This is a genomic window from Kribbella sancticallisti, assembly GCF_039530625.1.
Lineage (GTDB): Bacteria > Actinomycetota > Actinomycetes > Propionibacteriales > Kribbellaceae > Kribbella > Kribbella sancticallisti.
Map to the genome: position 1 here is coordinate 65,893 of NZ_BAAAOS010000064.1, position 26,761 is coordinate 92,653.

Annotated in this window: 25 protein-coding genes; 5 read left to right on the forward strand and 20 right to left on the reverse strand. The window is 68.6% G+C overall.

Annotated elements, in window-relative coordinates; all coding sequences use genetic code 11:
* Position 1 precedes the first annotated feature (1 nt).
* The 6 genes from ABD255_RS39865 to ABD255_RS39890 all read right to left on the reverse strand — a co-directional run bounded on the left by ABD255_RS39865 (position 2) and on the right by ABD255_RS39890 (position 4,606).
* A complete protein-coding gene (locus ABD255_RS39865) occupies positions 2–304 on the reverse strand; it encodes a putative quinol monooxygenase (RefSeq protein WP_344222019.1) in 303 nt (100 codons plus the stop codon).
* Between the two features lie 61 nt (positions 305–365).
* Positions 366–1,397, reverse strand: a complete 1,032-nt coding sequence (locus ABD255_RS39870; RefSeq protein WP_344222020.1) for a GlxA family transcriptional regulator — start codon at positions 1,395–1,397, stop codon at positions 366–368.
* A gap of 52 nt (positions 1,398–1,449) precedes the next feature.
* Positions 1,450–2,046, reverse strand: coding sequence for a thioredoxin-like domain-containing protein (locus ABD255_RS39875; protein ID WP_344222021.1), 597 nt, complete (start codon positions 2,044–2,046; stop codon positions 1,450–1,452).
* Positions 2,043–3,311 (reverse strand): PqqD family protein, encoded by a 1,269-nt coding sequence (locus tag ABD255_RS39880; protein WP_344222022.1) that lies wholly within the window; start codon positions 3,309–3,311, stop codon positions 2,043–2,045. Before ABD255_RS39880 ends, ABD255_RS39875 begins: the two co-directional genes overlap by 4 nt.
* Positions 3,308–4,405, reverse strand: coding sequence for a ThiF family adenylyltransferase (locus ABD255_RS39885; protein WP_344222023.1), 1,098 nt, complete (start codon positions 4,403–4,405; stop codon positions 3,308–3,310). The genes ABD255_RS39880 and ABD255_RS39885 overlap by 4 nt, the downstream gene beginning before the upstream one ends.
* A 69-nt stretch (positions 4,406–4,474) precedes the next feature.
* The gene (locus tag ABD255_RS39890; protein ID WP_344222024.1) at positions 4,475–4,606 is read right to left on the reverse strand and encodes a hypothetical protein; all 132 of its coding nucleotides are present in this window, start codon (positions 4,604–4,606) and stop codon (positions 4,475–4,477) included.
* Between the two features lie 391 nt (positions 4,607–4,997).
* Between ABD255_RS39890 and ABD255_RS39895 the strand changes: the two genes are divergently transcribed.
* On the forward strand, positions 4,998–5,573 hold the full coding sequence (locus tag ABD255_RS39895; RefSeq protein WP_344222025.1) for a nicotinamidase: 576 nt from the start codon (positions 4,998–5,000) through the stop codon (positions 5,571–5,573).
* A 60-nt stretch (positions 5,574–5,633) separates the two neighbouring features.
* Here ABD255_RS39895 and ABD255_RS39900 read toward each other — a convergent pair whose 3' ends face one another.
* The 6 genes from ABD255_RS39900 to ABD255_RS39925 form a co-directional block, all read right to left on the reverse strand.
* On the reverse strand, positions 5,634–7,169 hold the full coding sequence (locus ABD255_RS39900) for an AbgT family transporter (RefSeq protein ID WP_344222026.1): 1,536 nt from the start codon (positions 7,167–7,169) through the stop codon (positions 5,634–5,636).
* Position 7,170: 1 nt separating this feature from the next.
* Positions 7,171–7,719 carry a CE1 family esterase gene (locus ABD255_RS39905; RefSeq protein ID WP_344222027.1) on the reverse strand — a complete coding sequence of 183 codons (549 nt, stop codon included), beginning with the start codon at positions 7,717–7,719 and terminating at the stop codon, positions 7,171–7,173.
* Positions 7,716–8,144 carry an alpha/beta hydrolase family protein gene (locus ABD255_RS39910; RefSeq protein WP_344222028.1) on the reverse strand — a complete coding sequence of 143 codons (429 nt, stop codon included), beginning with the start codon at positions 8,142–8,144 and terminating at the stop codon, positions 7,716–7,718. The genes ABD255_RS39905 and ABD255_RS39910 overlap by 4 nt, the downstream gene beginning before the upstream one ends.
* Positions 8,145–8,249: 105 nt before the next feature.
* Positions 8,250–9,008: a creatininase family protein gene (locus tag ABD255_RS39915; RefSeq protein WP_344222029.1), complete on the reverse strand. Its 759-nt coding sequence runs from the start codon at positions 9,006–9,008 to the stop codon at positions 8,250–8,252.
* A complete protein-coding gene (locus ABD255_RS39920; protein WP_344222030.1) occupies positions 9,005–9,703 on the reverse strand; it encodes a FadR/GntR family transcriptional regulator in 699 nt (232 codons plus the stop codon). Before ABD255_RS39920 ends, ABD255_RS39915 begins: the two co-directional genes overlap by 4 nt.
* A 215-nt stretch (positions 9,704–9,918) precedes the next feature.
* Positions 9,919–11,805 (reverse strand): bifunctional metallophosphatase/5'-nucleotidase, encoded by a 1,887-nt coding sequence (locus tag ABD255_RS39925; protein ID WP_344222031.1) that lies wholly within the window; start codon positions 11,803–11,805, stop codon positions 9,919–9,921.
* Positions 11,806–11,908: 103 nt separating this feature from the next.
* On the opposite strand from ABD255_RS39925, the gene ABD255_RS39930 reads away from it, so the two are divergent.
* On the forward strand, positions 11,909–12,772 hold the full coding sequence (locus ABD255_RS39930) for a polysaccharide deacetylase family protein (protein ID WP_344222032.1): 864 nt from the start codon (positions 11,909–11,911) through the stop codon (positions 12,770–12,772).
* Between the two features lie 7 nt (positions 12,773–12,779).
* Here ABD255_RS39930 and ABD255_RS39935 read toward each other — a convergent pair whose 3' ends face one another.
* Both ABD255_RS39935 and ABD255_RS39940 read right to left on the reverse strand, forming a co-directional pair.
* Positions 12,780–13,406: a hypothetical protein gene (locus ABD255_RS39935; protein WP_344222033.1), complete on the reverse strand. Its 627-nt coding sequence runs from the start codon at positions 13,404–13,406 to the stop codon at positions 12,780–12,782.
* Between the two features lie 57 nt (positions 13,407–13,463).
* Complete coding sequence (locus ABD255_RS39940) at positions 13,464–14,654, reverse strand: homogentisate 1,2-dioxygenase (RefSeq protein ID WP_344222034.1); 1,191 nt, start codon at positions 14,652–14,654, stop codon at positions 13,464–13,466.
* A gap of 97 nt (positions 14,655–14,751) precedes the next feature.
* On the opposite strand from ABD255_RS39940, the gene ABD255_RS39945 reads away from it, so the two are divergent.
* The 3 genes from ABD255_RS39945 (at position 14,752) to ABD255_RS39955 (ending at position 20,686) form a co-directional block, all read left to right on the forward strand.
* The gene (locus tag ABD255_RS39945) at positions 14,752–15,606 is read left to right on the forward strand and encodes a hypothetical protein (protein ID WP_344222035.1); all 855 of its coding nucleotides are present in this window, start codon (positions 14,752–14,754) and stop codon (positions 15,604–15,606) included.
* Positions 15,603–16,805: a fumarylacetoacetase gene (fahA, locus tag ABD255_RS39950; protein WP_344222036.1), complete on the forward strand. Its 1,203-nt coding sequence runs from the start codon at positions 15,603–15,605 to the stop codon at positions 16,803–16,805. Before ABD255_RS39945 ends, fahA begins: the two co-directional genes overlap by 4 nt.
* 101 nt (positions 16,806–16,906) lie before the next feature.
* Complete coding sequence (locus ABD255_RS39955) at positions 16,907–20,686, forward strand: endo-alpha-N-acetylgalactosaminidase family protein (RefSeq protein WP_344222037.1); 3,780 nt, start codon at positions 16,907–16,909, stop codon at positions 20,684–20,686.
* A 74-nt stretch (positions 20,687–20,760) separates the two neighbouring features.
* Here the strand turns inward: ABD255_RS39955 and ABD255_RS39960 are convergent, their stop codons facing one another.
* The 6 genes from ABD255_RS39960 to hppD all read right to left on the reverse strand — a co-directional run bounded on the left by ABD255_RS39960 (position 20,761) and on the right by hppD (position 26,733).
* Complete coding sequence (locus ABD255_RS39960; protein WP_344222038.1) at positions 20,761–21,993, reverse strand: sensor histidine kinase; 1,233 nt, start codon at positions 21,991–21,993, stop codon at positions 20,761–20,763.
* Positions 21,994–22,017: 24 nt separating this feature from the next.
* Entirely contained in the window at positions 22,018–22,716 is a 699-nt protein-coding gene (gene cseB, locus ABD255_RS39965) for a two-component system response regulator CseB (protein ID WP_344222039.1), read from the reverse strand.
* Positions 22,717–22,722: 6 nt separating this feature from the next.
* On the reverse strand, positions 22,723–23,325 hold the full coding sequence (locus tag ABD255_RS39970; protein WP_344222040.1) for a hypothetical protein: 603 nt from the start codon (positions 23,323–23,325) through the stop codon (positions 22,723–22,725).
* Positions 23,326–23,475: 150 nt separating this feature from the next.
* Positions 23,476–24,849, reverse strand: a complete 1,374-nt coding sequence (locus ABD255_RS39975; RefSeq protein WP_344222041.1) for an FAD-binding oxidoreductase — start codon at positions 24,847–24,849, stop codon at positions 23,476–23,478.
* 42 nt (positions 24,850–24,891) lie between these two features.
* Positions 24,892–25,362 (reverse strand): hypothetical protein, encoded by a 471-nt coding sequence (locus ABD255_RS39980; RefSeq protein WP_344222042.1) that lies wholly within the window; start codon positions 25,360–25,362, stop codon positions 24,892–24,894.
* A gap of 168 nt (positions 25,363–25,530) precedes the next feature.
* Positions 25,531–26,733, reverse strand: a complete 1,203-nt coding sequence (hppD, locus tag ABD255_RS39985) for a 4-hydroxyphenylpyruvate dioxygenase (RefSeq protein WP_344222043.1) — start codon at positions 26,731–26,733, stop codon at positions 25,531–25,533.
* Positions 26,734–26,761: the final 28 nt, after the last annotated feature.

The following is a 26,761-nucleotide window of genomic DNA, read 5'->3' on the forward strand; positions in this document are numbered from 1 at the left end:
ACTAGCCCGGGAGTTTGCTGGCGAGCAGGTCGACCGGGGTGATGGCCGGCGTGCTGCGGAAGAGTTCGTCCAGCCGGTGGATGATGCCCTCGCGGACCTTGCCGTGCAGGTGCGTCTCCCGATCCTCCTCGGTCTCGAACGCGTCGAAGATCCGGAACGAGGTCGGTCCGGTCTGGAAGGCGAACCAGGCCAGCGTGCCCGGCTCGGCGTCGACCAGCGTCTTCGCGTCGACCAGGAACTCGGCGACGTCCTTCTCCTTGCCCTCGCGAGCCTCGAACTCGACCAAAAATCCGTACGCGGGCATCCGGTTCTCCTTCAGGGGTAGCTGATCTGGCCGTCACGCTAGTTGGCCGGATCTGCCTACCTCACACAGATCGCGCCAATCGGCCCACGGATCCCGCCGAGTCCGCCCGGAACGTCGCGCGGTAGGCGGCGGGCGTCGTACCGGCGTGTTTCTCGAAGTTGCGGCGCAGCGTCTCCGACGAGCCGAAGCCGGCCATCGCGGCGATCTCCGCGACGGGATGGCCGGTGGTCTCGAGCAGCAGTTTCGCGCGGCTGACGCGCTCGGTGCTGATCCAGTCGAACACGCTCATCCCGGTCGCCTGGCGGAACTTCCGGACCAGGCTGCGCTCGCTGACATGCTCGTACGCCGCCAGCCGGGCCAGCGTCAGCGGCTCGTCCAGGTGCTCGCGGATCCAGTGCAGCAACGAATCCAGCGGCGGCTGGTCGTCGGCGCGCAGCGAGGACTTGATGAACTGCGCCTGGCCACCCGGCCTGCGCGGCGCGGTGACGAGGAGCCGGCCGGCGTCGTTGGCGTAGGCCTGGCCCAGATCGAGCGCGAGCAGGTGGAGGGCGAGATCCGTCGCCGAGAAGAGCCCACCCGAGGTGTGGATCAGCCCGTCGTCGACGTACAGGTTCTCGGCCTCGAGCCGGGCCAGCGGGAACTCGGCCCGGAACTCGGCCGAGAACAGCCAGTGCGTGGTCGCCCGCCGCCCGTCGAGCAGCCCGGCCCGCCCGAGCACGAACGCCCCACCGCAGTACGACACCATCCGGGCTCCGGCGGCGTGCGCGTCCCGCAACGCCTCCAGCAGTACTGCGCTCCGCGGCGCGAGCGGATCCTCGACCCCCGGCACCATCACCGTGTCGGCGGTGAGCATCGTCTCGAGCGGCGCCAACTCCCCCAGGTCCGCCCCGGACGGCAATACCTGACGCCGCTTCTCCCCGCACAGCACGACCTCGTACGGGCTGTCCCGATAACCCGTGATCGCCGCGATCGACTCGATCCGCCGACCGAAGATCTGCTGCACCACGGCCACCTCGAACGCCACGGCGTCCGGTACGACGAGCAAGGCGATCACGTGCTTGTCCCGCCCACGAGACGTCGCAGGACGCTTCATCGGATCCTCCCGCTCGGCGAAGGGCTTTGGCCCCAGCCTGCCAGGCGGGATTTCAGGAGGCGGGCGGGAGGCAGTCCGTCGCGCCGTCGCGCCACTGGTGGTTGTAGCGGCCGGGCACCTTCGTGGCGAACTCGGTGATCGCGTTCTTGTCGACGGTGTCGAGCCGTTGCAGGCGTTGCCAGCCGGTCAGGGCGATGCCGTGCCCGAGGGCCGGATAGGGCGCGACGACCACGTCACGGGGATACTCGCGGCCGAGGCGTTCGAGTTCCTTGATGTCGCCAGCGGAGACGTCGGGCGCGTACTGGAGCAGCACGTGCCCGTGTTCGAGGACGTGGACCTGGAGCTCCTCGGTAATGGGTTTGCGGTAGATCCCGGGCGGAACCACCCGCGGCGAGTGGGGGCCGGACGTGGGCGGCATCGAGCGGTAGGGATCGTGCGGAGCACCGTCGTACGGGATATGGCGTTTGCCCTCGAACACCTGCGGCGTACCGGGCACCTGGTCGCAGGCCAGGGCCGGCTTGGCGGTGAACGATCCCAGCAGTACTCCGAACGCCAGGCCGGACATCGTCAGCACGCTCAGCGAGGTGACGACGATGCTGACCAGCAGGCCCCACCGCCTGAGACGACGCGGTCGCACGGTCTCCGTCATGCCGCCGCCCTCCGAGCCCGGATCCGGTTCCGCACCACGACGACGAGCGGCATCGTCAGGTTGACCAGCGCGAAGACGATCAGCAGGATCCCCTCCCACCAGTAGAAGCTGAAGACCGGCGCGCCGACCATCACGCCGGAGGCCCAGCCGAGCGTCACCTTGGCGGCGGGAAGGATGAAGTTGAAGGCGAACCAGACCATCCACACGATCCCGGCGAGATAGAGCAGCCGGTACCAGCGGGCCACCCGCAGGTCCTTGGCGTCCGCGTCGCGCAGGATCCGCTGCTCGAGCGGAGTCAGCTTGCGGATCAGGCGCTTGAGGGACAACCGGGTGACCTGATGCAGGTTCTTGCAGCCGGTCGCGGTCGCCATCACGAGGTACATGTCGGTGCGCAGGTAGGCCAACGTCTGGAAGGCCAGCTTGCCGACCTGGCTGAGCACGAGCATGGCCAGGAAGCGGACCAGGTTCGGTGAGAGGTCGATCCAGCCCCGCGAGTACGCGAACCGTGGAGCGACGGCCGCGAACAGGATGACCGCGTCGAACGCCATCCCGGCCAGGAACGGGCTGTAGCGCTTGGCGGGCGGCAGTGCCCACAGACCGGTCAGGTCGGTCTCCAGCACGGTGAAGATCCCCCGCCGCTCGAGCCGCAACTGCGCCCGTACGCCGGCCGCGGCGCCCGCGAACGCGTGCCAGATCTCGTGCACCACGGCCAGGCCCATCACCACGACGTTGGTGATCAGCAGGCTGAGCACGATGTCGGTCACCACGAAGGCGTCCTCGTAGCTCGGCAGCAGCGAGTGGTCGAGCACGAACATCACCAGGGTCGCGACCAGGCAGCCGACGTAGAACGTCCAGGCCACCTTGCCGAACAGCGGTTTCACCACCCAGGGCGGGATCTTCGACACCACCCAGTACTTGACCTTCTTCTTCGGCTCGTCCGGCTTGTCCGCGTCGCCCGCCTGGTCCGCCTCGGTCCGGCCGGCCGCGACCGCCGCCGTGCCGTCGATGATGCCGGCCTCGACGAGCATCTCGACGAAGTCGAGCACGTCCACCGGTTCGCCCAGTTCCTGCTCCAGCAGGTCCGCGACCTCGGCGACGGTGTGCCCCGCGGCGAGCAACTCGATCAGCCGCGCGCCCGCCTCCGGTACGACGACGAACCGCCCGGTGGCGGGATCGCCGACGACATACTCGTCCTCGTCCTCCTGCCGGACGAGCAGCCGGGTGACGTCGGGGCGGCTGTCCGCGTCGAGAGCGACTGCCGTCACTGCCCGACCCAGCCGCAGGTGTCGCACTTCTCGCCGGTGCGCGGTGTGACGACGTAGTGGTAGGTCAGGTCGGTCAGGCTCAGGTGGAACATCCGGCCGGACGTGCTCGTCGGGATTCCGCCGAGGTGGTAGATCGCCTCCATCGCCGCCATGTGCCCGGTGAGGTTCGCGGTCGGGCCGATCACCGCGTGCCCGTCGAAGGGGAACAGGTCCTCGGGTTCCTGGCCGTACTGCTCGCGGATGAAGTCGGTCATGCTCACGAGACACGCCTGGCAGCAGGTCTTGCCCGGGACGAACAACCCGATCACCGCCATCGGACCGGCGTACTGCGCGAGCATCCACGGCGTCCCGGTCCGCAGCGCGGCCTCGTTCGTCCACTGGCGGATCAGCTTCTGCGGCTGGTCGGCACACAGGACGAGCAGGTCCTGGTCGTGCATCAACTCGGCCACGGATTCCGTGTCGACGACCCGGGTCTCCTGACCGGTGACCTTGACGTGGGAGTTCATCCGGCTGAGGCGCTCGACCGCGACCGGCACCTTCCGGGCGCCGAGATCGCCCTCGTCGTAGAGCAGTTGACGGGTCAGGTTTCCCGCTTCCACCGTGTCGAAGTCGACGCAGTGCACAGCACCGACGCCGGCTGCCACCAGCGATGAGGCGACCGCCGAGCCAGTGCCGCCCAGACCCAGTACTACGACGCGGCTCTCCTTCAGTTGAGCCTGTACGTCGTACCGGGAAGTTCGTGGGGTCAGGTCGACCCATGAGTAGTAGGTGAGCGCCCGGTCGTAGCGCTCGACCTCTTCGGGGCTCAGGTTGTCCGGCACCGGAGCGGCCGCGTCCTCGACGTACCCGGCGTCGATCAGCGCCTGGATCGAGTCGGCCACCTCGTCCGGCGGGAGTTCGGGACGATCGGCGGTCAGCGCGGCGACGATCTCGCCGCGGGTCCGGGTGCCGTCCATCAGCCCGAGCAGCAGCCAGCGGTCGCCGTACTCGTCGTCGATCTCCGCGCCGATGTCCTGCTGCCGGCCGCCGATGTTGATCAGCGTGGGCGTCAGCCGCACCGGTTTGTGGATGCCCTTGATCCGTGGCCGCAACATGACCTCACCCCTCCCGTGGAGATCGGGGCGCGGGAATCTCACCCGCGCCCCGACCGAGAATCCGATCGACTAGCCGCACGTGGCGTCGCGGCAGCCGCCGCCACCGCCGCCCGGGTCAGTGATCACCAGCGTGGTCTCGAGATTCTCGAGCTTGCGAACGAGGAGCTTCCTCGGCTCGCGCACCTCGACCTTTTGGTCCATGTTTCCTCCAGCGAAGCGATGGCACCGATCCGGCAAGACGCCGTATCGCGAATCATTAGAGCACCGGGGGGAACAATTTCCAATACGCCGAAGAATGCATTCCCGGGCATTTCCCGAGCGGTTGTCAAACAAACGAACCACTGCTGCAGCAGGCGTACAGCACGCCTCGCGGCGGCGTATAGGTAATCTCCACCCAGATTCACCGACGGCACTACGCAGCAAACTCCGGTCATTCGCCGGTGTAATTATGCGGACAGTCGACCGTATATTTGAAATCACCGCTTGAAAACAATTCCGGAGCCCGGCCGCGCGGCGCCGCGGGCCGGTTCCGCCCTGTCGACGGCCCCGGCTTGTACCGTGGGGGTCAGGACACGGCAGAAGGAGCGTTGCGATGACCAGGGCGTTGATCGTGGTCGATGTGCAGAATGACTTCTGTGAGGGCGGCAGCCTGGCGGTCAGCGGAGGCGCGGACGTCGCCTTCCGGATCGGTGAGTTGCTGCACCGCTGGTACGAGGCCGAGCCGGCCGACAGGGAGTACAGGTACGTCGTCGCCACCCGGGACCATCACATCGACCCGGGCGACCACTTCTCCGAGCACCCCGACTTCGTGGACTCCTGGCCGCGGCACTGCGTGGCCGGTACGGACGGCGTCGGGTTCCACCCGAACCTCGACCCGCAGCCGTTCGACGCGATCTTCGACAAGGGCGAGTACGCCGCGGCGTATTCCGGGTTCGAGGGCAAGAACCAGGAGGGCCGGGGGCTGGCCGAATGGCTGCGGGACAAGGGCGTCACCGAGGTCGACGTCTGCGGGATCGCCACCGACTACTGTGTCCGCGCGACCGCCCTCGACGCCCATCGCGAAGGATTCCGGACGAAGGTTCTGGCCGGGCTCACCGCCGGGGTGGCACCGGGCAGCACCGAGCAGGCCATCGCCGAACTGCGGACGGCAGGCGTCGCCCTCGGCTGACCGGGGCAGCGATCAGCCGAGGACGACGGGTTCAGCGGGCCCGGGGCAACGGACCGGGGTTCAGCGGACCGGTGCGCCCGGGCCGAGCGGGATGCCGAGCGCCCACCAGGCCAGGAACAGCAACGTCCAGGCGATCGTCATCGAGATCGCCAGCGGCACCGTGTACGACGCCAGCGTCCCCACCCCCGCGTCCTTGCGGTACCGCTGCAGGAACCCCAGCGCCATCACGAAGTACGGGCTCATCGGGGTGATCGCGGTCGAGCCCGAGTCGGCGATCCGGAACAGCGCCTGGGTGGTCTCGGCCGGCACCTCCAGCAGCATCATCATCGGCACCAGGATCGGCGCGGTCAGCGACCACATCGCCGAGCCGCTGGTGACCAGGATGTTGATCAGCGTCAGCAGCACCAGGATGCCGAGGAAGATCACCACCGTCGGGGCGCCGAGGTCGCCGAGCAGCCGGGCCGACTCGGCCGACAGCAGGTCGCCGATCCGGCTCCAGCTGAAGTAGGCCAGGAACTGGGCGATCGCGAAGAACAGCACCAGCACCGGCGCCATCTGCTTGATCCCCTCAGCCATCAGCTTCGGCACGTCGCCGCCCTTGGTGATCGCCCCGACCGTCACCCCGTAGGTGATCCCGACCAGGCCGAACAGCACCGCCACCACCATCGCGATCCCGTCCAGGAACGGCGACTCGACGATGCTGCCGTTCTCCCCGCGCAGCGGCGAGTCGTGCGGCAGCAGCACCGCGACGATCGCGACCGCCGCCAGCGCGAAGACGATCGCTGCCCGCAGCAACCCGGTGCGCTCGCGCGCCGACAGGTGCAGCGCGTCGGCGTCGTCACCCGGCGCGTCCGGATCGGCGTCCAGGTCGTCCCGCTTGCTCAGCACCAGCCGGACCACCAGCGTGATGACGAGCGCGAGCAGCACCGACGAGGCGATGTTGAAGAACCAGTTCGACAGTGGCGAGATCGAGGCGTTCGGGTCGACCGTCTTGGCGGCCGCCTCGGTGATGCCGGCGAAGATCGCGTCGTTGGGCGTCGGGATCGGGCTGGCGTCGTAGCCGGACGCGATCGCGGTGTAGGCGACCACGATGCCGAGGATCGGCGACCGGCCGACCGCCCGGAAGGCGAGCCCGCCCAGCGGCACCAGGATGATGTACGCCGCGGCCGACGCGACGTGCGCCATCGTGCCCGCGAAGGCGACGGCGAACACCACCATCGAGGTCGGCACCCGGGACACCGACACCTTCATCAGCGACTGCAGGAACCCGGTCCGCTCGGCCAGTGCGACACCCATGATGACCACCACGATCGTGGCCATCGGCGGGAACTCGGCGAAGTTCGAGATCGCCGTAGAGACGGCCATCTGCAGGCCCTCGCCGGACAGCAGGTTCTGCACGGCGACCGTCTTGCCGTCCTTCGGCGACACCACGGACACGTCCAGCGCGGCCAGGATCGCGCTCACCACGGCGAGGATCGCGGACAGGATCCAGAACAGCCAGAACGGATGCGGCAGCGCGTTGCCGACGCGTTCGATCACGGCCATCGCCCGGACCAGGCGCGGCAGTTCCTTCGGCTCGGTAGCGGTGGTGGTCATCTCAGTTCCTCGGCTTGTCGGACCGGAAACTGTGCGCCTTGAAGAAGGCACCGATCAGCTCGTGCGCCTCGAAGGTCTGGCTCACGTACCCAGGGCCGGACGCGGCGTCGGACCCCGGCCACGAGTGACCCCCGTCCGTGACAGCCACGTGCACTACGTCCGCCTGGCAGCCCTTGTAGGTCGTGATCAGCGTGTCGTCGCCGAGTTGGCTCTGCCGCGGATCGGCCGAGCAGTGGTTCCGTACGGACCAGTCCCGGACCCAGGTCTGCACGCTGGGGAGATCCCGCTGGCCGTCGCCGTCGTACGGGATGGTGGTGTCGCCGGTGCCGTGGATGTCGAGCACGGGCACCGGCCGGCTCGGCGCGCAGCGCTTGCCCTGCTGGTAGAACGCGCCGGCGACGGGAGCGATCGCGGCGAACCGGTCGGCCATCACACAGGCCAGGATGCCGGTGAACCCCGCACCGTTGGACTTCCCGGTCGCGTAGACCGCGTTCCGGTCGACGCAGAAGCCCGCCTCGATCGTGTCCAGCAGGTCGGCGGTGAACTTCACGTCGTCGACCCCTTGGCCGAGTACGGCGCACCCTGCCAGGCCTGCTTCTCCTCGTCCCCGAGCACCCCGTTGGGGTAGGCGACGATCGCGTTCAGCTTCGACAGGTCGGAGAACGCCTCGGTGAACTCACCGGTCTTCCCGCGACCGTGATAGACGACGATCAACTGGTACGCCGTCCGCGCGTCGTACCCGGCGGGGAGATGCAGCCGGTAGGTCCGGGTGATTCCGCCGCTGACGAGTTGGTAGTCGGCGCCGGTGCCGGGTGGCTGCGTCGATTGCGTACGGCAACCATCGCTGCGGTTCTGGGTGTCCTGCTGGACTGGTGCGGCCGTTGCCGGCAGCAAGGGAGAACTGGCTACGGCGGTCACCAGGCCGGCCGCGACCAGGCCTGCAGTCAGCAGGTTCTTGGGACGGGTGAGGTTCATCAGGGGCCTCCTCGGGCAGGCGGCCTGCGGGCGGGCAGGCTCGCGCCTGGAACGCATCGGGCGGTCCAGTGTTGGGTGGTGCTGGGTGCGGGTGGAGCTCGGAAGTCAGGCCGTCAGCAACTCGTCGGCGAAGGCGGCAATGCGGTCGGCGGCCGTCTCGACCAGGAGTCGGCCGTCCGCGGCAGTGGCTCGTCGGGGATCTCCCAGGACGCCACGCTTGTGGTACTCGTCGAACCCGACGGACAGGCGCGGACCTTGCGCCTGCCGGGACAGCCGGGCTGGTGTGCTCAGTTCGTCGAGCCGGGTGGCTCCGGGCTCCAGGTGATCGGCCTGGACCAACTCCGGAGCGAGGTACAGCATCTGCGCGGTCTCGGCCTCCCCCGCATGGCCGTGCACCTGGCTGACCTCCATGCCTGCGATCAGGTCGGACACCAAGGGGGTGATCGGGGTCCACGCGAAGGTCAGGTCGTTATGGGTCAGGTACTCCTGGGCCAGCACCGACAGGGCCGCGTTGTTGCCGCCGTGGCCGGTGATGACGAGAAACTGCCGCCACCCGTGCTGGTACAGGCTGTCGACTACGTCCCGGAGCACGCTCTGGAAGGTGGCCGGCGACAACGTCACGGTGCCTGCGAACGCCATGTGGTGGGGTGAGACGCCGTACGACACAGGTGGTGCGATGACCGCGCGACCGGCGAGCCGCTCGGCCACCAGGTCGGCGAGGCCGACGGCGCGGACGGTGTCGGTGGACATCGCCATCCCGCCGCCGTGCTGCTCCTGGGCGCCGACGGGGATGATCACCAGCGGCGATCCGCGGACGGCGTCGCGGGCCTGGTCGGTGGTCATCTCCGCCAGCTTGTTGCTCACGGCAACTCCGGGAAGTCGACGGCTTCGATCGCGAGGCGGATGTGGTCGAGGTGCTCGCGGGTCAGCTGCTCGGCCGCTGGGGCGTCACCGGCCTGGACGGCCTCGAAGATCGCCCGGTGCTCCTCGTAGTCGCGGGTCCGGTTGTCGTAGAGCTGCCGAATCTGCTGCTGCTCCCGCACACGCACCTTGAGCAGCGAGCTGATCAGCTCTTCCACCACTGGATTCCCACTGGCCGAGGCCAGCTCGACATGAAAGTTGAGCGCAAACGCAGGCCCACCGGGCGGCGTCAAGGCATTGGTCACCGCAGCCTCCAACCGTTCCAGCGAGGCCCCCGGCGCCGCCTGGGCGATCGCCGCCTGGCGGGCTACCGCGGGCTCGATCAGCAGGCGGGCGCCTATCAACTGCAGGACCGAGTCCTTCGTGATCGGCGGGCGGTGCGGATTCGCCAGCACGACGTTGTTGATGGTCGGGCCGACGTACGTCCCCGAGCCGTGCCGGAACTCCACCGCACCGGTCGCCTCCAGCTTGCGCAGGGCCTCGCGGATCGTCGGCGTGGTGATCTCGAACCGCTTGGCCAGCTCCCGGGCCGACGGGATCGCGTCCCCGGGCGCCAGGTTGCGGTCCCGGATGATGCCGAGGATCGCCTCGGTCAACCGGTCCGACAAGCTCGGAGTCGCCTCCGCTGAGTAAGTCACAAAGTGACTAAATCACTTAGCCGATCCCCGGGTCAAGACCCTGGCCCGAACTACGACTTTGGTAGCAGCCCGCCTGCTGTCCACGGCTGATGTGGTGCGGCCGCCAGGCGAGCAACCTGGGGCCTATGGCAACCAAACGACAAGCCGACACGTACTTCGGCGCCTGGATCTACAGCCCAACCACCCCGCCCATGCCCGGCCACCCCGAGTGGACGTCAGGTACTGATCACCACCGGTGAGCCGTTGGTGGTGAGGGACCAGTCGGTGGTGTGGAAGGTGTTCGGGTTCACCTCGCCGGTGGCGGTGACGTAGTCGATCATCAGTTGGCGGATCTCGACCTGGCGGTTGTAGAGGACCGGGGCGGTCTTGACGTGCGGGAAGTTGCCGCCGCCGGACTGGCGGTAGTTGTTCACGGCAACGACGAACTGCTGGTCGGCGGTCACCGGCGCACCGTCGTAGGACAGGCCGGTGATCCGGGAGCCGACCGGCTTGGCGATGTCGATCGTGTACGCCATCGGCTTGGTCAGGCCGCCGAGGATGTCGTAGTTGTAGTCCGGCGTGCCGGACGGCGCGGTCGGCGTCGGCGCGTTCGTCACCTGGTCCGGCGTGAACGGACCCGGACCACTGACCTGCTTGAAGTACTGCGCCGAGAACTCGAGGTAGTCCTTCACCTGGGCACCGGTCATCGTCACCGCGAGCAGGGTGTTGTCGAAGATGTAGAGCCCGGCGACATCGCGGACCGAGACGTCACCCGCGGGAATGGACGCGGCCCGGTTGAACGGCGCCGCGATGGCGAGCACCGGGAGCGCCGCCTGCGGAGTACCGGCGAGGGCCTTGGCGACCGCGTCGGCCTGGACGAAGTTCACGAAGTCGAGCGCGGCGGTGTCCTCCCAGGGCGCGGTCGCCGCCGACATCGCCTCGGTGCAGGTGCCGATCTTGGAGTTGACGTACTCGACCACCTTGTCGTGATCCTTCTGCAGCACGGCGACGACCTTCGGGTCCGCCTCGACCGTGTTCGCGTTCAGCACCTGGCTGTGCCGGCCGACCACCTTCCACCGGCCGCGGACCTTCTGCAGGTCCAGGTCGATCAGGGCGAGCCGCATGCCCCACTTGAGCGGATCGACCAGGAGGACCTGCTCGCCGGTCGCCTTGTTGGTCACGAACCGCTCGGGAATCTCCTGATGCGCGTGCCCGACCAGTACCGCGTCGATCCCGGGGACGGTTTCGGCCATCAGCGCGGAGGCGTTCTCCGGCACCGGCAGCGCGTCGCCGTACGAGGAGGACAGGTCCATCCCGGAGTGCGCGGCCACGATCACCACGTCGGCGCCGGCCTGCCGGACCCGCGGCACCCAGACCTTGGCGAGTTCGACGATGCCGCCGAACGTGATCTTGTTCTCGACGTTCGCCTTGTCCCAGATCGCGATGCCGGGGTTGGTCAGGCCGAGGATGCCGACCGTGATCGGCTTCTCGCCGGGCACGTGCACGCGCTTGAGCACGTACGGCGGGAAGACCGGCAGCCCGGTGGTCCAGTCCTGGGCGTTCGCGCCGAGCAGCGGGAAGCGCAACTGCCGCTGGAACTTGCGCAGGATGTCGAGGCCGTAGTTGAACTCGTGGTTGCCGAGCGCGGCGGCGTCGTAGCCGATCTCGTTCATCGCCGCGGCCATCGGGTGCAGGTGGCCGCCGGTGATGGGCTCGATCTTGGCGAAGTAGTAGGCCAGCGGGGTGCCCTGGATGGTGTCGCCCGCGTCGAGCAGCAGCGGCGCCGGCGTACGCCGCTCGCCGGCTATCCGGGCCCGGACGGCCTTCACCAGGGTGGAGATCTTGGCCAGGCCGATGTCGTTGTGCGCGGAATCGTCGTACTCGGCGTTCTTGAAGTAGTCCCAGTTGAACACGTTGCCGTGCAGGTCGGTCGTGCCCATCACACTCAGCCGGACCGTGCGCGGTGCGGGCCCGCCGGCGCCGTGCGCACCGGCGTCGGCGTGGGCCGGGACCGCCTGGAAACCGGCCGCGGCCAGCGCCGTCGCGGCGGTGCCGCCGACCACTGTTCGCCTGGTCACGCTGCGATCCACCGCCTGATCCACCGTCTGGTTGCTGTCCGTCATGGCCCGCCTCACGCGTCGTCGAGATCTGACCCGAAGCACCTTACGTGCGCTTCCGGGCGTGCCGACCGACGGATGGCCCCGCTCGCGCGAGAGGATGCCGCCCATGACCTTGCCGCCCGGCAAACTCGCAGTCCTGGTTGCCGTCCTTCTCGCCACCGTCCTGGCTCAGTCCGCCACTCCTGACGAACCGACCGCGGGGAACCGTCCGGTCGCCACCGCGCTCGCCGCGGCGCCGGTCGTCCGGCCGATCGCCAAGCAGAAGATGCTGGGGCTCAAACCCGGCCAGCGCACCCAGCCCGGCCAACGCACCCAGCCCAGCCAACGCACGCAACCCGGCCGCCGTACGCAGCGGACGGCGACGCTGCCGGGCAGCCGCACCCACCGGACCTCGAAACCGGTGACGACCGGCGCCGACTGGAACCTCGCGGCCGGCGGCAAGGTCCTCTATTTCACCTTCGACGACGGCCCGCAGCGGGAGTGGACGCCGAAGGTGCTGGGTGTGCTCGCCCGGCACCACGCGAAGGCGACGTTCTTCGTCCTCGGGCGCGAGGCGGCTGCCCACCCGGACCTGGTCGCGACCACCCGCGGCCTCGGTCACACGATCGGGAACCACACCTGGGACCACCCGAAACTGACCCACCTGAGCCCGGAGCGGATCCGCCAGGAGATCGGTACCGGCGTACCGTCGAGGTGCTTCCGGCCGCCGTACCGCGACACGAACCCGGCGGTGGCCGCGGTCGCGGCGTCGTACCACCAGCGTGAGGTGCTCTGGGACGTCGACACATACGACTGGGAGAAGCCCGGCGTCGCCAAGATCGAGCGGGCGATCCTCCGCGGCGCCCGCCCCGGCGCGATCATCCTGATGCACGACGGCGGCGGCAACCGCGCCCAGACCGTCGCCGCCCTCGACCACGCCCTCACCAAGCTCACCCACCAGGGCTACACGTTCCGCGCCCTGCCCTGCTGACTTCTGCTCAGCGGAGGATCGAGGCGGTGCCACCGGAGAAGTGCCTCAGCGCCTGGTCGATCAGGTGCACCGGCTGGTCCAGCGCCTTGACCAGGTAGAGCCCGGTCGGCTTGAGCAACGGATTCGGCTTCACCACCGCCCGCACAGCCGGCTGATCAAGCCCCCGTACTCCGGCCGTCGTCGCCCCGATGCCCGGCTGCAACTGCAGTTCCAGCACGAACTGCCCGAAGGTCTTCAACTGCTTGAATCCCTTGACCGTCGCCCAGGGCAGGATCACCGGGAACGCGGCTCCCTCGACCGCCAGATCCAGTCCTTTCGGCGACATCCGCATCGCCACCGGCGGCAGGTCGTGGGCGGCGTACCACTCTCGCCGCTCCTTCTCCAACCGGAGAGCGAGCACCGTACTGAGCACGAGCGGCACCATCGCGGCGATCATCAGCAACGCGAACGGCCACAACCCCGCCCCCTGGAACGCGATCAGCGCCGCCAACGCGGCAACGATGCCCAGGGCCCCGATCGCCAGCGTCACCCAAGCGCTCCGCCGCTGCACCCGCCCCACCACGACCCGCCGCCGCAGTACCGCCTCCCGATCGATGCCGACAACAAACGTCTGCACCGACTCCTGCTCGCTCATCCCCCCACCTTCTCAGCCCACGGGGTCCCGCGCTCTGCGACACGTACTACGTCGGATCTACAGCCGGCGGCCGGACCACGTCCACGCGTAGACGCCGTCGTCCACCGCCAAGCCGCCTTCGCCCAGTTCCAGCGGGCGGAACGTATCGACCATGACGGCCAGTTCCTCGAACGACTCAGCGCCAAGTGCAGCTTCGATGGCGGCGGGCTGAGGACCGTGGGCGTAGCCGCCGGGGTGGAGGGAGATGGAGCCGAGGCCGATGCCTGAGCCCTTGCGGGCCTCGTAGTCGCCGCCGCAGTAGAACATCACCTCGTCGGAGTCGACGTTCGAATGGTAGTACGGCACCGGCACCGACAGCGGGTGGTAGTCGACCTTGCGGGGGACGAAGTTACAGATGACGAAGTTGTTGCCCTCGAAGACCTGGTGGACCGGTGGCGGCTGGTGGATCCGGCCCGTGATCGGTTCGAAGTCGCTGACGTTGAAGGTGTAGGGGTAGAGGCAACCGTCCCAGCCGACCACGTCGAACGGGTGCGTCGCGTACGTCATCCGGCTGCCGACGATCCCGCTCGGGCCGTTGCCGCGGTGTTTCACCAGCACCTCGACATCGGTGCCCTCGACAACGAAGATGTCAGCCGGCGTGCTGAGGTCGCGTTCGCAGTACGGGGAGTGCTCGAGGAACTGCCCGTACCGGCTCAGGTAGCGCTTCGGCGGGGCGATGTGGCTGTTCGCCTCGATGCAGTACGCCTGGACTCCGTCCGCCCCGGGCAGCCAGCGGTGCGTGGTGGCGCGCGGGATGATCACGTAGTCACCCTCGACCGCGTTCAGTACACCGAAGACGGTCTCCACCACGGCCGAGCCGCGCTCGAGGTAGACACACTCGTCGCCGATCGCGTTCCGGTAGTACGGCGACTCGTCCGCGGCCACGACGTACGAGATCCGGACGTCGCCGTTGCCGAGCAGAAGCCGGCGGTGCTCGACCACGTTGTTCCCGGCACCGGCGGTGAACAGGTCGTGCAACTTCAGGTGACGCGGCGTCAGCGGGTGGTTCGGCGTGGTGGCCAGGTCCGGCAGGTCCCAGACCTGGGAGTCGACGATCGCCGACGGCACCCCCGCGTGGTAGAGCAGTGACGAGTCCGACGAGAACCCTTCCTCACCCATCAACTCCTCGTAGTAGAGCCCGCCGTCGGGGCGGCGGAACTGGGTGTGCCGCTTCGGCGGGATCTGCCCGGCCTGCCGGTAGTGCGCCATGTCTCCTTCTTCCCGTCGCGACCGGTGATCGACCGGCGCTGCACGTTTATCGGACGCTTGTGTCCGCTTACCGAAAGCATCCGATAGGCTCAGCGGCATGTCAACCATCCCTGCCCTGTTCCGGCACCTGGTCGACGACGCGGCCATGTTCCCGCCCGGCGACCTGCCCCTGGTCGAGGCCGTGCAGGCCCACCGGACGCACCGGAAGTCGTCGTACGCCGACCTGGTCGGCTCGTTCGTGTGCACCGACGAGGACCTGATGACGGTGGCCGCCGAGGCGGCCAAAACCGGCGAGGGACCGCTCGAGGTCGCCGTGGTGATCACCGGCGGCGCCGGCGGGATCGAGCCGGCCATCCGGTACGGCGACCGCTCGGCCGACGTGGTCGTCAAGGCGATCGAGGTGCGCCTGCGCGCCGAGGACGACCTGTCCCGCAACGCCCTGCGGGTCGTCCGCGCCTGCGACAACTGCCTGGACGAGGAGAACGCCTTCGTCGAGATCGGCCTCGACGGCGCCTGGGAGCGGGCGCTCGACGTGGTCGCCGACGCGGGGTACGCCGCCAAGCTCCGGACGGGCGGCCTCGACACCGCGCTGTTCCCCACCGCTGACCAGGTCGCCGCCTTCATCACCGCCTGCCTGGACCGCGAGGTCGCCTTCAAGTGCACGGCCGGTCTGCACAACGCCGTCGGGCACAGCGCGGCCGACACCGGCTTCGAGCACCACGGCTTCCTGAACGTCCTGCTCGCCACCCGCGCCTCCCTCGACGGCGCCAGCCAGGACGAGGTTGCCGCAGTACTGGAGGATCGCGACGGTGCACGGCTCGCCGCGACGGCGGCGGAACTGTCCGACGAGCAGGCCACCAGCACCCGACGGTGGTTCACCTCGTTCGGCTCCTGCAGCATCGACGAACCTCGCGACGACCTGACCGCCCTGAACCTGCTGGAGACCCTGTGACCTGGATCAACGTGCCCGACGGCTCCCCGTTCGGTCCCGAGAATCTGCCGCTGGGCATTTTCCGGGCCGGCGACGAGGAGCCGAGGATGGGTGCGGCGATCGGCGACCAGGTGATGGACCTGGCTCCGGTCGCGTCCGCTCAGATGCTGGACGGTTCGCAGGTGTTCGCCGAACCCACGCTGAACTCTTTCCTCGCGCTCGGCCGACCCGCCTGGCACGCGACCCGCGAGTGGCTGCTCGATCTGGTCCGCAACGAGAACAACCGCGACGCCGTCGAGCCCCACCTGATCCCGCAGTCGGCGGTGACGATGCTGCTGCCGTTCGAGGTCGCGGACTACGTCGACTTCTACGCCTCCGAGCAGCACGCGACGAACCTCGGCAGGCTGTTCCGGCCGGACTCCGAGCCGCTGCTGCCGAACTGGAAGCACCTGCCGGTCGGATACCACGGCCGGGCCGGCACGGTCGTGACCAGCGGCACCGACATCGTCCGCCCGAGCGGTCAGCGGAAGGCGCCGGCGGACGACGCCCCGACGTACGGGCTGTCGCAGCGGCTGGACATCGAGGTGGAGCTCGGCTTCGTCGTCGGCAGCCCCTCCAAGCTCGGCGAGCCCGTCCCGGTCGACGACTTCATGGACCACGTGTACGGCGTCGTGCTCGTGAACGACTGGTCCGCCCGGGATCTGCAGGCGTGGGAGTACGTGCCGCTCGGCCCGTTCCTCGGCAAGTCGTTCGCCACCTCGATCTCGCCGTGGGTGGTCTCGCTGGAGGCCTTGGAAGCCGCGGAAGTCCCGTTGGCCGAGCAGGAACCGGCCGTCCTGCCGTATCTGGCGAGCGAGAACCTGGCGAACTACGACATCACCTTCCAGGTGTACTGGAACGGCCAGCTCGTCAGCAGCCCGCCGTACCGGGAGATGTACTGGTCGCCCGCGCAGATGCTCGCTCATCTGTCGGTGAACGGCGCCTCCGTGCGGACGGGCGATCTGTACGCCTCCGGCACGGTCTCCGGACCCGAGAAAGACCAGCGCGGCTCGTTCATCGAGCTCAGCTGGGCCGGCCGCGAGCCGCTGACGGTCAACGGCGAGGAGCGCACCTTCCTGGTCGACGGCGACGAGGTGACCATCACCGGCTCCGCCACCACTCCTGACGGCCACCGGATCGGCCTGGGTTCGGTCACCGGCCGGATCCTCCCGGGAGCTTAATCGTTCACCAATTCTGTTCATTAGTGTTCGTTTCTCTTGACTAGAGCGCGGTTATGTACGCAGAATCCCTGGCACATGACCCGCTCGTCAGGAGTCCGCCCGTGTCCAGACCCGTACTTCCGCCGCTGCTGGCCGCCGCTCTCGCGGCCGGTCTGCTCGTCGTCCCACCCCACTCAGCCGCCCAGGCCACGGCCCAGAACCAGGACCAGGCCGCCGGCAACCTCACGCTGACGTCCGCCGAACTGACCGTCACGGTCGGCAGCGACTTCCCCCGCGTCATCCAGTACGCCGACAACGCGTCCGGCCAGTCCCTCGGCGGTCAGCCCGACGCGATCTCCACCGTCACCGTCAACGGAGTCGCCCGGACCGCCCGGCTGACCGGACCGCCCACGGTCAGCGGCGCCAAGGCGTCGTACAAGCTCGCTTTCGACGCGCTGCCCGGAGTCGAACTGGACGCCAGCCTGGCCGTGGCCGGGCGGGTGACCACCTTCAGCATCGACGCTGTTCGTGACACCGAGGCAAGCCGGGTCCGGACGATCGACATCCCGGACCACGACCTGGTCTCGGTGGCGAGCAGCGATGCCGGTGCGACGACCGCGTTCACCACGCTGGACCCGGACTCCACCCGGACCGCTGACAAGATCACCCCAGTCACCGCGTCGACGGCGGCCGAGCCCGCGCCCACCGGTGCGGCGTACGCGTTCGTGAACACGAGCGGACTGGCCGCCGGAATCGAGTCGAACTCGGTCTACGACAAGCCGTCCGCACAGTCCGTGGACGACGGCGCGCGGTTCTGGCACCGCGCCCGCAAGGCCGCCGACGGCACCAGCCGCGTCGGCGTCTGGAGCGGCCAGTGGACCTACCGCGCGGACACCTCGCCGTACACCGAGCCGTTGCCGTGGGCGAAGGTCGTGGTGACGCCGGACGCCAACCAGGACGGAGGAGTCGACTGGCAGGACGGCGCGATCGCGTTCCGCTCGATCATGACCGAGCCGAAGGGCGGCGACCAGGTGAAGAACCGGGTCGTCACGCACATCCCGTTCAACTTCGCCAGCCAGGCGACCCATCCGTTCCTGCGCACGCTGGACGACGTGAAGCGGATCTCGCTGGCCACCGACGGCCTCGGCCAGATGGCGCTGCTCAAGGGCTACGGCTCCGAGGGGCACGACTCGGCCCACCCGGACTACGGCGGCAACTACAACGTGCGGGCCGGCGGTCTCGCCGACCTGAACACGCTGCTGGCCAAGGGCAAGGACTGGAACGCCGCGTTCGGCGTCCACGTGAACGCGACCGAGTCCTACCCCGAGGCGAACGCCTTCAGCGAGGACCTGGTCGACAAGTCCAGCAAGGGCTGGAACTGGCTCAACCAGAGCTACTACATCAAGCAGCGCCCGGATCTTGCCAGCGGCAACATCGTGAAGCGGTTCCAGCAACTGCGGGACGAGACGAACGAGAACCTGCGGGAGCTCTACATCGACGTCTACTACCAGTCCGGCTGGCTCGCCGACGGGTTGAGCCGGCAACTGTCCGACCAGGGCTGGCAGATCGCGACCGAGTGGGCCGATCGGTTCGAGCGCAGTTCGCTGTGGTCGCACTGGGCGAACGACCTCGACTACGGCGGCGCCACCAACAAGGGCCTGAACTCGCAGATCATCCGGTTCGTCCGCAACCACGAGAAGGACGTCTGGAACGCCGACCCGATCCTCGGTCAGGCCTCCCTGGTCGAGTTCGAGGGCTGGACCGGTGAGACCGACTGGAACGCGTTCTACGCCAACATCTGGCAGCACAACCTGCCGACGAAGTTCCTGCAGCACCAGCAGATCAAGGACTGGAACGCCGGCGAGATCACCTTCACCGGTGGCGTCCGCGGCGCCGTGGAGAAGGGCAAGTGCGCCCTGTACGTCGGTGCCGACAAGGTGCTCGACGGCGACAAGTACCTGCTGCCCTGGGACAACAACACGAAGCTCTACCACTACAACCCCGCAGGCGGCACGAGCACCTGGAAGGTCCCGGCGGGCACCGACCGCTTCGCCGTCTACAAGCTGACCGACACCGGCCGGGTGCGGGTAGGCACCGCTCCTGTCCGCAACGGCACGGTGACCTTGACCGCCACAGCGAATCAGCCGTACGTGCTCTACCCCGACAAGGCTCCGCGACAGCAGGACGCGAACTGGGGCGAAGGTAGCCACCTCCAGGATCCCGGCTTCAACGCGGCCGATCTCAGCGCTTGGGAGCCGACCGGTTCCGCACAACTCGCGACGCTGGCGAACGGTCAGCACGTCGCCCAACTCGGTCCCGAGAAGAGCGCGCTGAAGCAGCGCATCAGAGGCCTGACCAAGGGCCGCACGTACAGCGCCTCCGCGTGGATCGAGGTCGAGCCCGGCAAATCCCGACCGACAACGGTGAGTGTGGACGGCGTCAGTACGTCGTTCAGCCGCTCCACCGCACAGAACAAGGTCGCGGCTGACGACAAGCACGACCTGTACTACCAGCGGGTGCGGGTTGTCTTCGAGGCCAAGGGCACTGGTGCCGACCTGACCATCGGAGCCGCCGCAGGCGAGGCCAAAGTCCGGATCGACGACGTCCGGGTGGTCGAGACGAAGCGCCCCGCCGCGGGACTTGTCGACGACTTCGAGAACGTCGATCAGGGCTGGGGCCCGTTCGTGAAGGGCAACGCCGGCGGCACCACCGACCCGAGAACCAGCCTGAGCAAGAAGCACGCGCCGTACACGCAGGCCGGGTGGAACGGGAAGCTCGTCGACGACGTGCTCGACGGCGACTGGTCGCTGAAGTCCCACGAGGAGAACCAGGGCCTGGTCTACCGGACCGCGCCGTGGACGGTGAACTTCCAGCCCGGCCACAAGTACAAGGTCAGCTTCGACTACGCGAGTGGCCAGGCCGGTCACTACACCTGGGTGCAGGGCGTCGACCGCCCGCAGTCCGTCGAAGTGAAGTCGACGCCGATCGGTGCGCAACGGGCCACAACGACGTTCACCCAGGAGTTCGTGGCCGGCTGCGGCGGCGACTACTGGGTCGGCCTGCGCAAGCTGACCTCCGGAGGTGACCAAGCGGACTTCATCATGGACAACTTCGCCGTCACCGACCTCGGTGCCTCCACCGAAGCCGCCGACTGTACTTCATTGGGCCTGTCCGGCGCCGGCCTGAACGGCATGGTGTCGGGTGAGGCGAATACGGTGGTCAGCACCTTCACCAACAACGATGTGGTTGCCGTCAACAACATCACGTTGGCGCTGACCGCACCGGCCGGGTGGAGTGTCCAGGCCGCGACTCCTGCCACCCACGCGACAGTTGCCCCCGGCACCAGCGTGACCACGAGCTGGGACGTGACTCCGCCCGCCGGAACTCCCGAGGGCAAGTACGTGCTCACGGCAACCGGTGGTACGGCGACGACCACGGCCGAGGCGACCCTGCTGCCGCCGGGGATCGTCCCGCAGTCCCGGATCACGGTGACCGACGTCAGCAGCGAGGACCCCGCCACTGACGGAGCGGCCACCGCCGCTTTGGACGGAAACCCCAGCACGCTATGGCATTCCGCCTGGTCCCAGGTGCCGACTCCGGCCACCTATCCGCACCACGTCACGCTCGACCTCGGTACGGCGTACCAGGTGAACGGGTTCAGCTACCTGCCCCGGCAGAGCGGAACCAACGGGACGTTCAAGGGGTACGAGATCTATGTCAGCGCGGACGGGCAGAACTGGGGCACACCAGTGAAGACGGGTGAGTTCCCCAACAGCAAGGCCGTACAGCGGGTCGACTTCACCGCCAAGGCCGGCCGCTACCTCAAGTTCGTCGGCACCAGTTCACTGAACGGCGCGGTCTTCGGCTCCGCCGCCGAACTGAACGTCTACGGCACCCGGTAGAACCAGCGAGAAGCGGCGCCATCTCTCCCGAGAATGGCGCCGCTTCTCCTTGTCTACTTGACGAAGTAGATGCCTCAAGGACTCTCGGGGAGTACGAGCCGCGCGCAGGCGCCGCCGCTCAGGGCGGTGCCGAAGGTGAGTTCTGCGCCGAGGACCTTCGCGTGACCGGCCGCGATGGTCAGGCCCAGGCCGTGGCCGACGCCGCGCTCGGCCATCCCGGACCGGAACCGACGGGGACCCTCGGCGATCAATTCCTCGGGGTAGCCGTTGCCGTGGTCCACCACCTCGATGGTGCGGCCGTTGACGGTCACCTCGATCGGCGGCTTGCCGTGCCGGAGCCCGTTCACGATCAGGTTGGCCAGGATCCGCTCGATCCGGCGCGAGTCAGTGGAGATCGTCTCCTCCCGGCCGACCCGGTGCACCACCACGCTGTCGGGAGCGAGCGACTGCTGCATCCGCAGCCGGCCGACCGCCGAGCCGACGAACGCGCCCAGGCCGACATGCTCCAGATCCGCCTGCTCGACGCCGGAGTCGAACCGGGCGATCTCCAGCAGGTCCTCGACCAGCCGACGCAGTACCTTGGCGCGGTCCCGAACGAGTTCGCTGGGGCGCCCGGGCGGCAGCAGTTCGGCCGCGGTCAGCAGACCCGTCACCGGCGTCCGCAGGTCGTGCGCGACATCGGCGGTGAATCTGCGCTCTGCCTCCAACTGCCCGCGCAGGGAACTGGCCATCGTGTCCAGCGCCGTCGCGAGCGCCTGCACCTCGTCATGGCCCTTCCCGGCCGCCGCGGCCGCCGACGCGTCGAGATCACCCGCCGCGATCCGGCGCGCAGTACCGGCGACAGCGACGATCCGGCGGGACAGGCTGCCGGCCGCGACCACACTGGCCAGCACGACCAGCCCGACCGTGCCGATGCCACCGATGATCAACGCCCGCCGCAGCGCGGTCATCGACGGGTCCTTGACGTCGTAGTCCTGCGCGATCGACAGGATCTGACCGTCCTTGACCCCGACCGCCGCCCACATCTTCGCGTTCGGCGAACCGGTCCGGAAGGTGGCCCGCTTGCCGGACAGCACCGAGTCCCGCAACTGCGGCGGCAGATCCGGATCGTCCAGCCGGGACCCGAACAACAGCACATCGTTCAGGTCGTACGTCTCGGCGGCGCTGCGGATCCGCTCGTCCGCGAAACCCCGGATCCGGTCCTCCCGGGACCGCTGCGCCTGGCCGTAGACGGCGACGCAGAGGACCAGGATCGCGAGCGAGGAGACCAGGACGAAGATCAGGCCGAGCTTGCTGCGAAGCCCCACAGGTGTCCTCCCGGACGGCCGGCACTAGGCCCGCAGCTTGTACCCGAACCCGCGAACGGTCTCGATCCGGTCCGCGCCGATCTTGGTCCGCAGCCGCTGCAGGTGGACGTCGACCAGCCGGCCGTCGCCGCCCCACTCGTAGTCCCAGACCCGCTGCAGCAGCGTCGACCTGCTCAGCACCACGCCCGGGTTGTTCGCGAACTCGATCAGCAGCTTCAGCTCGGTCGGAGTGAGCTGCACGGTGCTGCCGCCGCGCCGGACCTCCAGTGCCTCGCGGTCGAGCTCCAGGTCGCCGAACGACTCGACGCCGGCTCCCGCCGACGGGGCCGGCCGCTCCGGGTCCGCCACCGCGCGCCGCATCACGGCCCGCAGCCGCGCCACCAGCACCTGGGTGTCGAAGGGCTTGGTGACGTAGTCGTCGGCGCCCGCCTCCAGCCCGAGGACGACGTCCAGCGCGTCGCCGCGGGCGGACACCATCACGATCGGGACCGTGCTGGTCTCACGGATCCGCCGGCACACCGAGATGCCGTCCAGGCCGGGCAGCATGATGTCGAGCATCACCGCGTCCGGGTGGAGCTTCTCGAAACTCTCGATCGCCTCCAGGCCGTCCTCGGCCGTGGTGACGTCGTACCCGTGGCGTTCAAGGGTCAATTGGGTCGCCTCACGGATCACCGCGTCGTCCTCGACCATGAGGATGCGCGCTGCCGGTTCTTCCGGTACCACCGAAGTTCAGTCTCCCTCTTGATCCAGCGAACTCACCTTGGCCATCTGCCGGCCGTCCCAACGGTAGACCTCTACCCGCTTCCCGGACGGACAGCAAGGCTGGTCGGTCAGAGTGAATAACTCCGACTCGGCCACCAGGTCACCATTCGCACCGGGATTGATCTTCAACTGCTGGGCCTTCAAACTCCAAACCCGGCGCGGACCGCCCGGTCCGACGGCGATCAGGAAGCCGCCGAAGACGAACTTCTCGACCGTGTGGATCAGCACGATCAACTGCGGCTGCCCGCTGTGCATCGCGTCGACGGTGGCACCACGGCTCAGGCAGCGCTCGATCAGGGTGCACTTGGACAGCACGGCACGGGACTGCGAGTCCAGCTGCTTGTCGGCCAGCAGCGCCTTGCGGACCGCCTGCAGATTCAGGTCGATCGGCGTCGGTTTGATGGTCGGCACCTGCTCCGGGACGAAGCCCCGGGCCTCACCGGACGGTGTGGTCGAGGTGGCCGGTGCGTCGGCACCCTCGACCCGCAGGCCGCCGTCGTTGGCGCACCCGGACAGGGCCAGGAAACCGGCCAGAGCCAGCGCAGCCGACAGCGGCTGCCGTGCTCGCATGGGTGTCCTCCTGACTCGCCTCACTGCTTCCCCCGGTGTTTCAGACAACTGCCTTCCATAGTGCGGCCGGCACGTCACATTCGACGGCCGTGAACGTCGAATGGCCCCGGCAGTTCCGTTGCGGTTGAGTCACAGAACTTGGAAGAACCCTCACGTCACGACCTTGCCCGGATTCAGGATGTTCTTCGGGTCCAGCGCCGCCTTGATCGCGCGGTGCACCGAGATCCCGACCGGGCCGATCTCCTCGGCCAGCCAGTCCCGCTTGAGCACCCCGACGCCGTGCTCGCCGGTGATGGTGCCGCCGAGCTCGAGCCCGACCTCCATGATCTTGTCGAACGCCAGCTGGGCCCGGCGGGCCTGCTCGGGATCCGCGGCGTCGAAGACCACGGTCGGGTGCATGTTGCCGTCGCCCGCGTGCCCGAGCACGCCGACGGTGATGTCCAGCTCGGCGGCGAGCAACTCGACCGCGCCGATGAAATCGGCCAGCCGGGACCGCGGTACGCAGACGTCGTCGATCATTGTCGTACCGAGCTGATCGAGCGCGATCAGCGCCGCCCGGCGGGCCTCCAGCAGCAACTCGCCCTCGGCCGGGTCGTCGGCCTCGATGCACTCGATCGCGCCGAACTGGCGGCACAGCTTGGCGACCGTCGCGACGTCCGCCGCGCCGGCCTCGCCGCCCGCGTCGGACTGGGCGATCAGCATCGCGGCGGCCTCGGTCGGCAGGTCCATCCGCTTGAAGTCGTTGACGGCCTTGATCGTGGTCCGGTCCATGATCTCCAGCAGCGACAGCGACACGCCGCTGCGGATGATCTCGATGATCGCCCCGCCGGCGGCCACCCCGGAGTCGAACAGCGCGGCCATCGTGCGCGGCCGGGCCGCCTCCGGCCGGAGCGCGAGCGTCGCCTCGGTGATGATGCCCAGCGTGCCCTCACTGCCTACGATCAGCTTGGTCAGGTCGTACCCCGCGACGCCCTTGACCGTACGCCGCCCGGTCCGCAGCACCTGCCCGTCGGCCAGCACCACTTCCAGGCCGAGCACGTAGTCGGTGGTGACGCCGTACTTCACGCAGCACAGGCCGCCCGAGTTGGTCGACAGGTTGCCGCCGATCGAGCAGAACTCCCAGCTGGACGGATCCGGCGGATAGAACAGCCCCTGCTCGGCGACGGCCCGCGACAGCACCGCGTTGAACACGCCGGGCTGGGTCACGACGTATCGGTCGACGGGCTCGATCGCGAGGATCTTGTCCATCTTCTCCAGCGAGATCACCAGGCAGCCGTCCAGCGCGTTGGCCGCGCCGGACAGGCCGGACCGGGCGCCCTGCGGAACCACCGGTACGCCCGCCTCGGCGGCGATCCGCACCGCCGCCTGGACGTGCGCGGTCTCCCGGGCGAGCACCACCGCGATCGGCTCACCGGCCGGGCAGAACATCGCCCGGTCGTACCGGTAGCTCTGGATCCGGTCGTGGTCGGTCACCAGCGCCTCCGGCGGCAACACCTGCCGAAGGCGCTCGACTAGATCGTTCATACCGTGTGAGCCTAGGCGGTTTTCCGCCCGATGGCAGGCCCGTCAGCGGGTCCGGCTGGTGGCGTTCTCCGAGATCTCGGTGAAGCCGCCGCCGTAGTTGTGGAATTCGCGGGCGATCGCGACGAACGTGACGCCGCCGTCGGTGGACTTCACCTTCGGCGTCCGGCAGGTGCGCTGGCCCGCGGTCACCGCGCCGTTGCCGCCCCTGCTGTCGCAGGACAGCACCCGGCCGGCGTTGGATCCGCCGTACTGGACCAGGTACGCGTTGGCCTTCTGGTTCCTGACCAGCCGCGGATTCATGGTGATCTCGGCCCAGTACTGCGAACAGCGGTCGCGGACGAGCCGGACGCTGCCCCAACTGGGCGGTCTGTGGTCGCGCAGGATGTTGGTTGACGAGATGGATGTGGCACCCGGGCAACTCGCGGCGACGGCGCTTTGAGCTGGTGTGGCCAAGGCGAAAACGCCTACCCCGGCCAGGCCCGCGGTGCTGAGCAAAATGCCCAGTGTCTTCATCGGAAAACCCTTCCTGAGCGTACGCCCCGACGCACACTCATTGGGCAGAGTACGCGAACCTCCCCTGACCTGACAGTCAATCCGTTAATCGGACGAACGACGCGCCCGGAACGGTGTGTCCCGGGCGCGTCACTGTCTGTTCATCGAAATTCGGGGGTCTGGCGAAGGTCAGAGGTTGCCGCGGCGCTCCTGCTCGCGCTCGATCGCCTCGAACAGCGCCTTGAAGTTGCCCTTGCCGAAGCCGAGCGAGCCGTGCCGCTCGATCAGTTCGTAGAACACCGTCGGGCGGTCGCCGATCGGCTTGGTGAAGATCTGCAGCAGGTAGCCGTCCTCGTCCCGGTCGACCAGGATCTTGCGCTTCTGCAGTTCTCCGATCGGCGCCCGCACGTTGCCGATCCGGGCCCGCAGTTCCGGGTCCTCGTAGTACGAGTCCGGCGTCTCGAGGAACTCCACGCCGTTGGCCCGCATGATGTCCACGGTGCGCAGGATGTCGTTGGTGGCCAGCGCGATGTGCTGGGCGCCGGCGCCGTCGTAGAACTCCAGGAACTCGTCGATCTGCGACTTCTTCTTCGCGATGGCCGGCTCGTTCAGCGGGAACTTGACCCGGTGGTTGCCGTTGGCGACCACCTTGCTCATCAGCGCGGAGTAGTCGGTGGCGATGTCGTCGCCGATGAACTCCGCCATGTTCACGAAGCCCATCACCTTGTTGTAGAAGGTGACCCACTCGTCCATCAGGCCGAGCTCGACGTTGCCGACGACGTGGTCGACGGCCTGGAAGAGCCGCTTCGGGTGCCCCTCCGGGCGGACCACCGCGGTCTTCGCGGGGACGAACCCGGGCAGGTACGGACCGGCGTACTTCGACCGGTCGATCAGCGAGTGGCGGGTGTCGCCGTACGCGGCGATCGCGGCGCGGCGGACGGTGCCGTGCTCGTCGGAGACGTCGTTCGGCTCCTCCAGCACGGTGGCGCCCTGGGCCCGGGCGTGCGCGACGCACTTGTCCACGTCCGGCACCTCGAGCGAGATGTCCGCGACGCCGTCACCGTGCTTGCGGTGGTGCTCGTGCAGCCCGCTGTCCGGGCGGACCCCACCGGTGATGACGAACCGCGCCGAGCCGGACTTGAGGACGAACGCCTTGCTGTCCTTGTTTCCCGTCTCCGGGCCGGAGTACGCGACCAGGTCCATCCCGAAGGCGAGCTGGTAGTACTTCGCGGTCTGGGTGGCGTTGCCGACGACGAACACGACGGCGTCCATCGCGGTGACCGGGAACGGGTCGGTGCTCTCGTCGTACGGCACCAGGCCGACGAGCTGCTTCAACTGGTCGAGGTCGAGATCGGCGTCGAGCTCTGCGGGGGTGAGGTCGGTGCTGGTCATCGGGATCCTCCCGGTCGGGGTCAGCTTG

Excerpts from the sequence above, each read along its gene's own strand:
- hppD (WP_344222043.1), bottom strand. The coding sequence starts at position 26,733 with ATGACCAGCACCGACCTCACCCCCGCAGAGCTCGACGCCGATCTCGAC.
- ABD255_RS39885 (WP_344222023.1), bottom strand. The coding sequence starts at position 4,405 with ATGTTGCGGCCACGGATCAAGGGCATCCACAAACCGGTGCGGCTGACG.
- ABD255_RS39940 (WP_344222034.1), bottom strand. The coding sequence starts at position 14,654 with ATGGCGCACTACCGGCAGGCCGGGCAGATCCCGCCGAAGCGGCACACC.
- ABD255_RS39875 (WP_344222021.1), bottom strand. The coding sequence starts at position 2,046 with ATGACGGAGACCGTGCGACCGCGTCGTCTCAGGCGGTGGGGCCTGCTG.
- ABD255_RS39910 (WP_344222028.1), bottom strand. The coding sequence starts at position 8,144 with ATGAACCTCACCCGTCCCAAGAACCTGCTGACTGCAGGCCTGGTCGCG.
- ABD255_RS39930 (WP_344222032.1), top strand. The coding sequence starts at position 11,909 with ATGACCTTGCCGCCCGGCAAACTCGCAGTCCTGGTTGCCGTCCTTCTC.
- ABD255_RS39975 (WP_344222041.1), bottom strand. The coding sequence starts at position 24,849 with ATGAACGATCTAGTCGAGCGCCTTCGGCAGGTGTTGCCGCCGGAGGCG.
- ABD255_RS39980 (WP_344222042.1), bottom strand. The coding sequence starts at position 25,362 with ATGAAGACACTGGGCATTTTGCTCAGCACCGCGGGCCTGGCCGGGGTA.
- ABD255_RS39895 (WP_344222025.1), top strand. The coding sequence starts at position 4,998 with ATGACCAGGGCGTTGATCGTGGTCGATGTGCAGAATGACTTCTGTGAG.
- ABD255_RS39925 (WP_344222031.1), bottom strand. The coding sequence starts at position 11,805 with ATGACGGACAGCAACCAGACGGTGGATCAGGCGGTGGATCGCAGCGTG.
- ABD255_RS39900 (WP_344222026.1), bottom strand. The coding sequence starts at position 7,169 with ATGACCACCACCGCTACCGAGCCGAAGGAACTGCCGCGCCTGGTCCGG.
- ABD255_RS39890 (WP_344222024.1), bottom strand. The coding sequence starts at position 4,606 with ATGGACCAAAAGGTCGAGGTGCGCGAGCCGAGGAAGCTCCTCGTTCGC.
- ABD255_RS39865 (WP_344222019.1), bottom strand. The coding sequence starts at position 304 with ATGCCCGCGTACGGATTTTTGGTCGAGTTCGAGGCTCGCGAGGGCAAG.
- ABD255_RS39970 (WP_344222040.1), bottom strand. The coding sequence starts at position 23,325 with ATGCGAGCACGGCAGCCGCTGTCGGCTGCGCTGGCTCTGGCCGGTTTC.
- ABD255_RS39870 (WP_344222020.1), bottom strand. The coding sequence starts at position 1,397 with ATGAAGCGTCCTGCGACGTCTCGTGGGCGGGACAAGCACGTGATCGCC.
- ABD255_RS39945 (WP_344222035.1), top strand. The coding sequence starts at position 14,752 with ATGTCAACCATCCCTGCCCTGTTCCGGCACCTGGTCGACGACGCGGCC.
- ABD255_RS39935 (WP_344222033.1), bottom strand. The coding sequence starts at position 13,406 with ATGAGCGAGCAGGAGTCGGTGCAGACGTTTGTTGTCGGCATCGATCGG.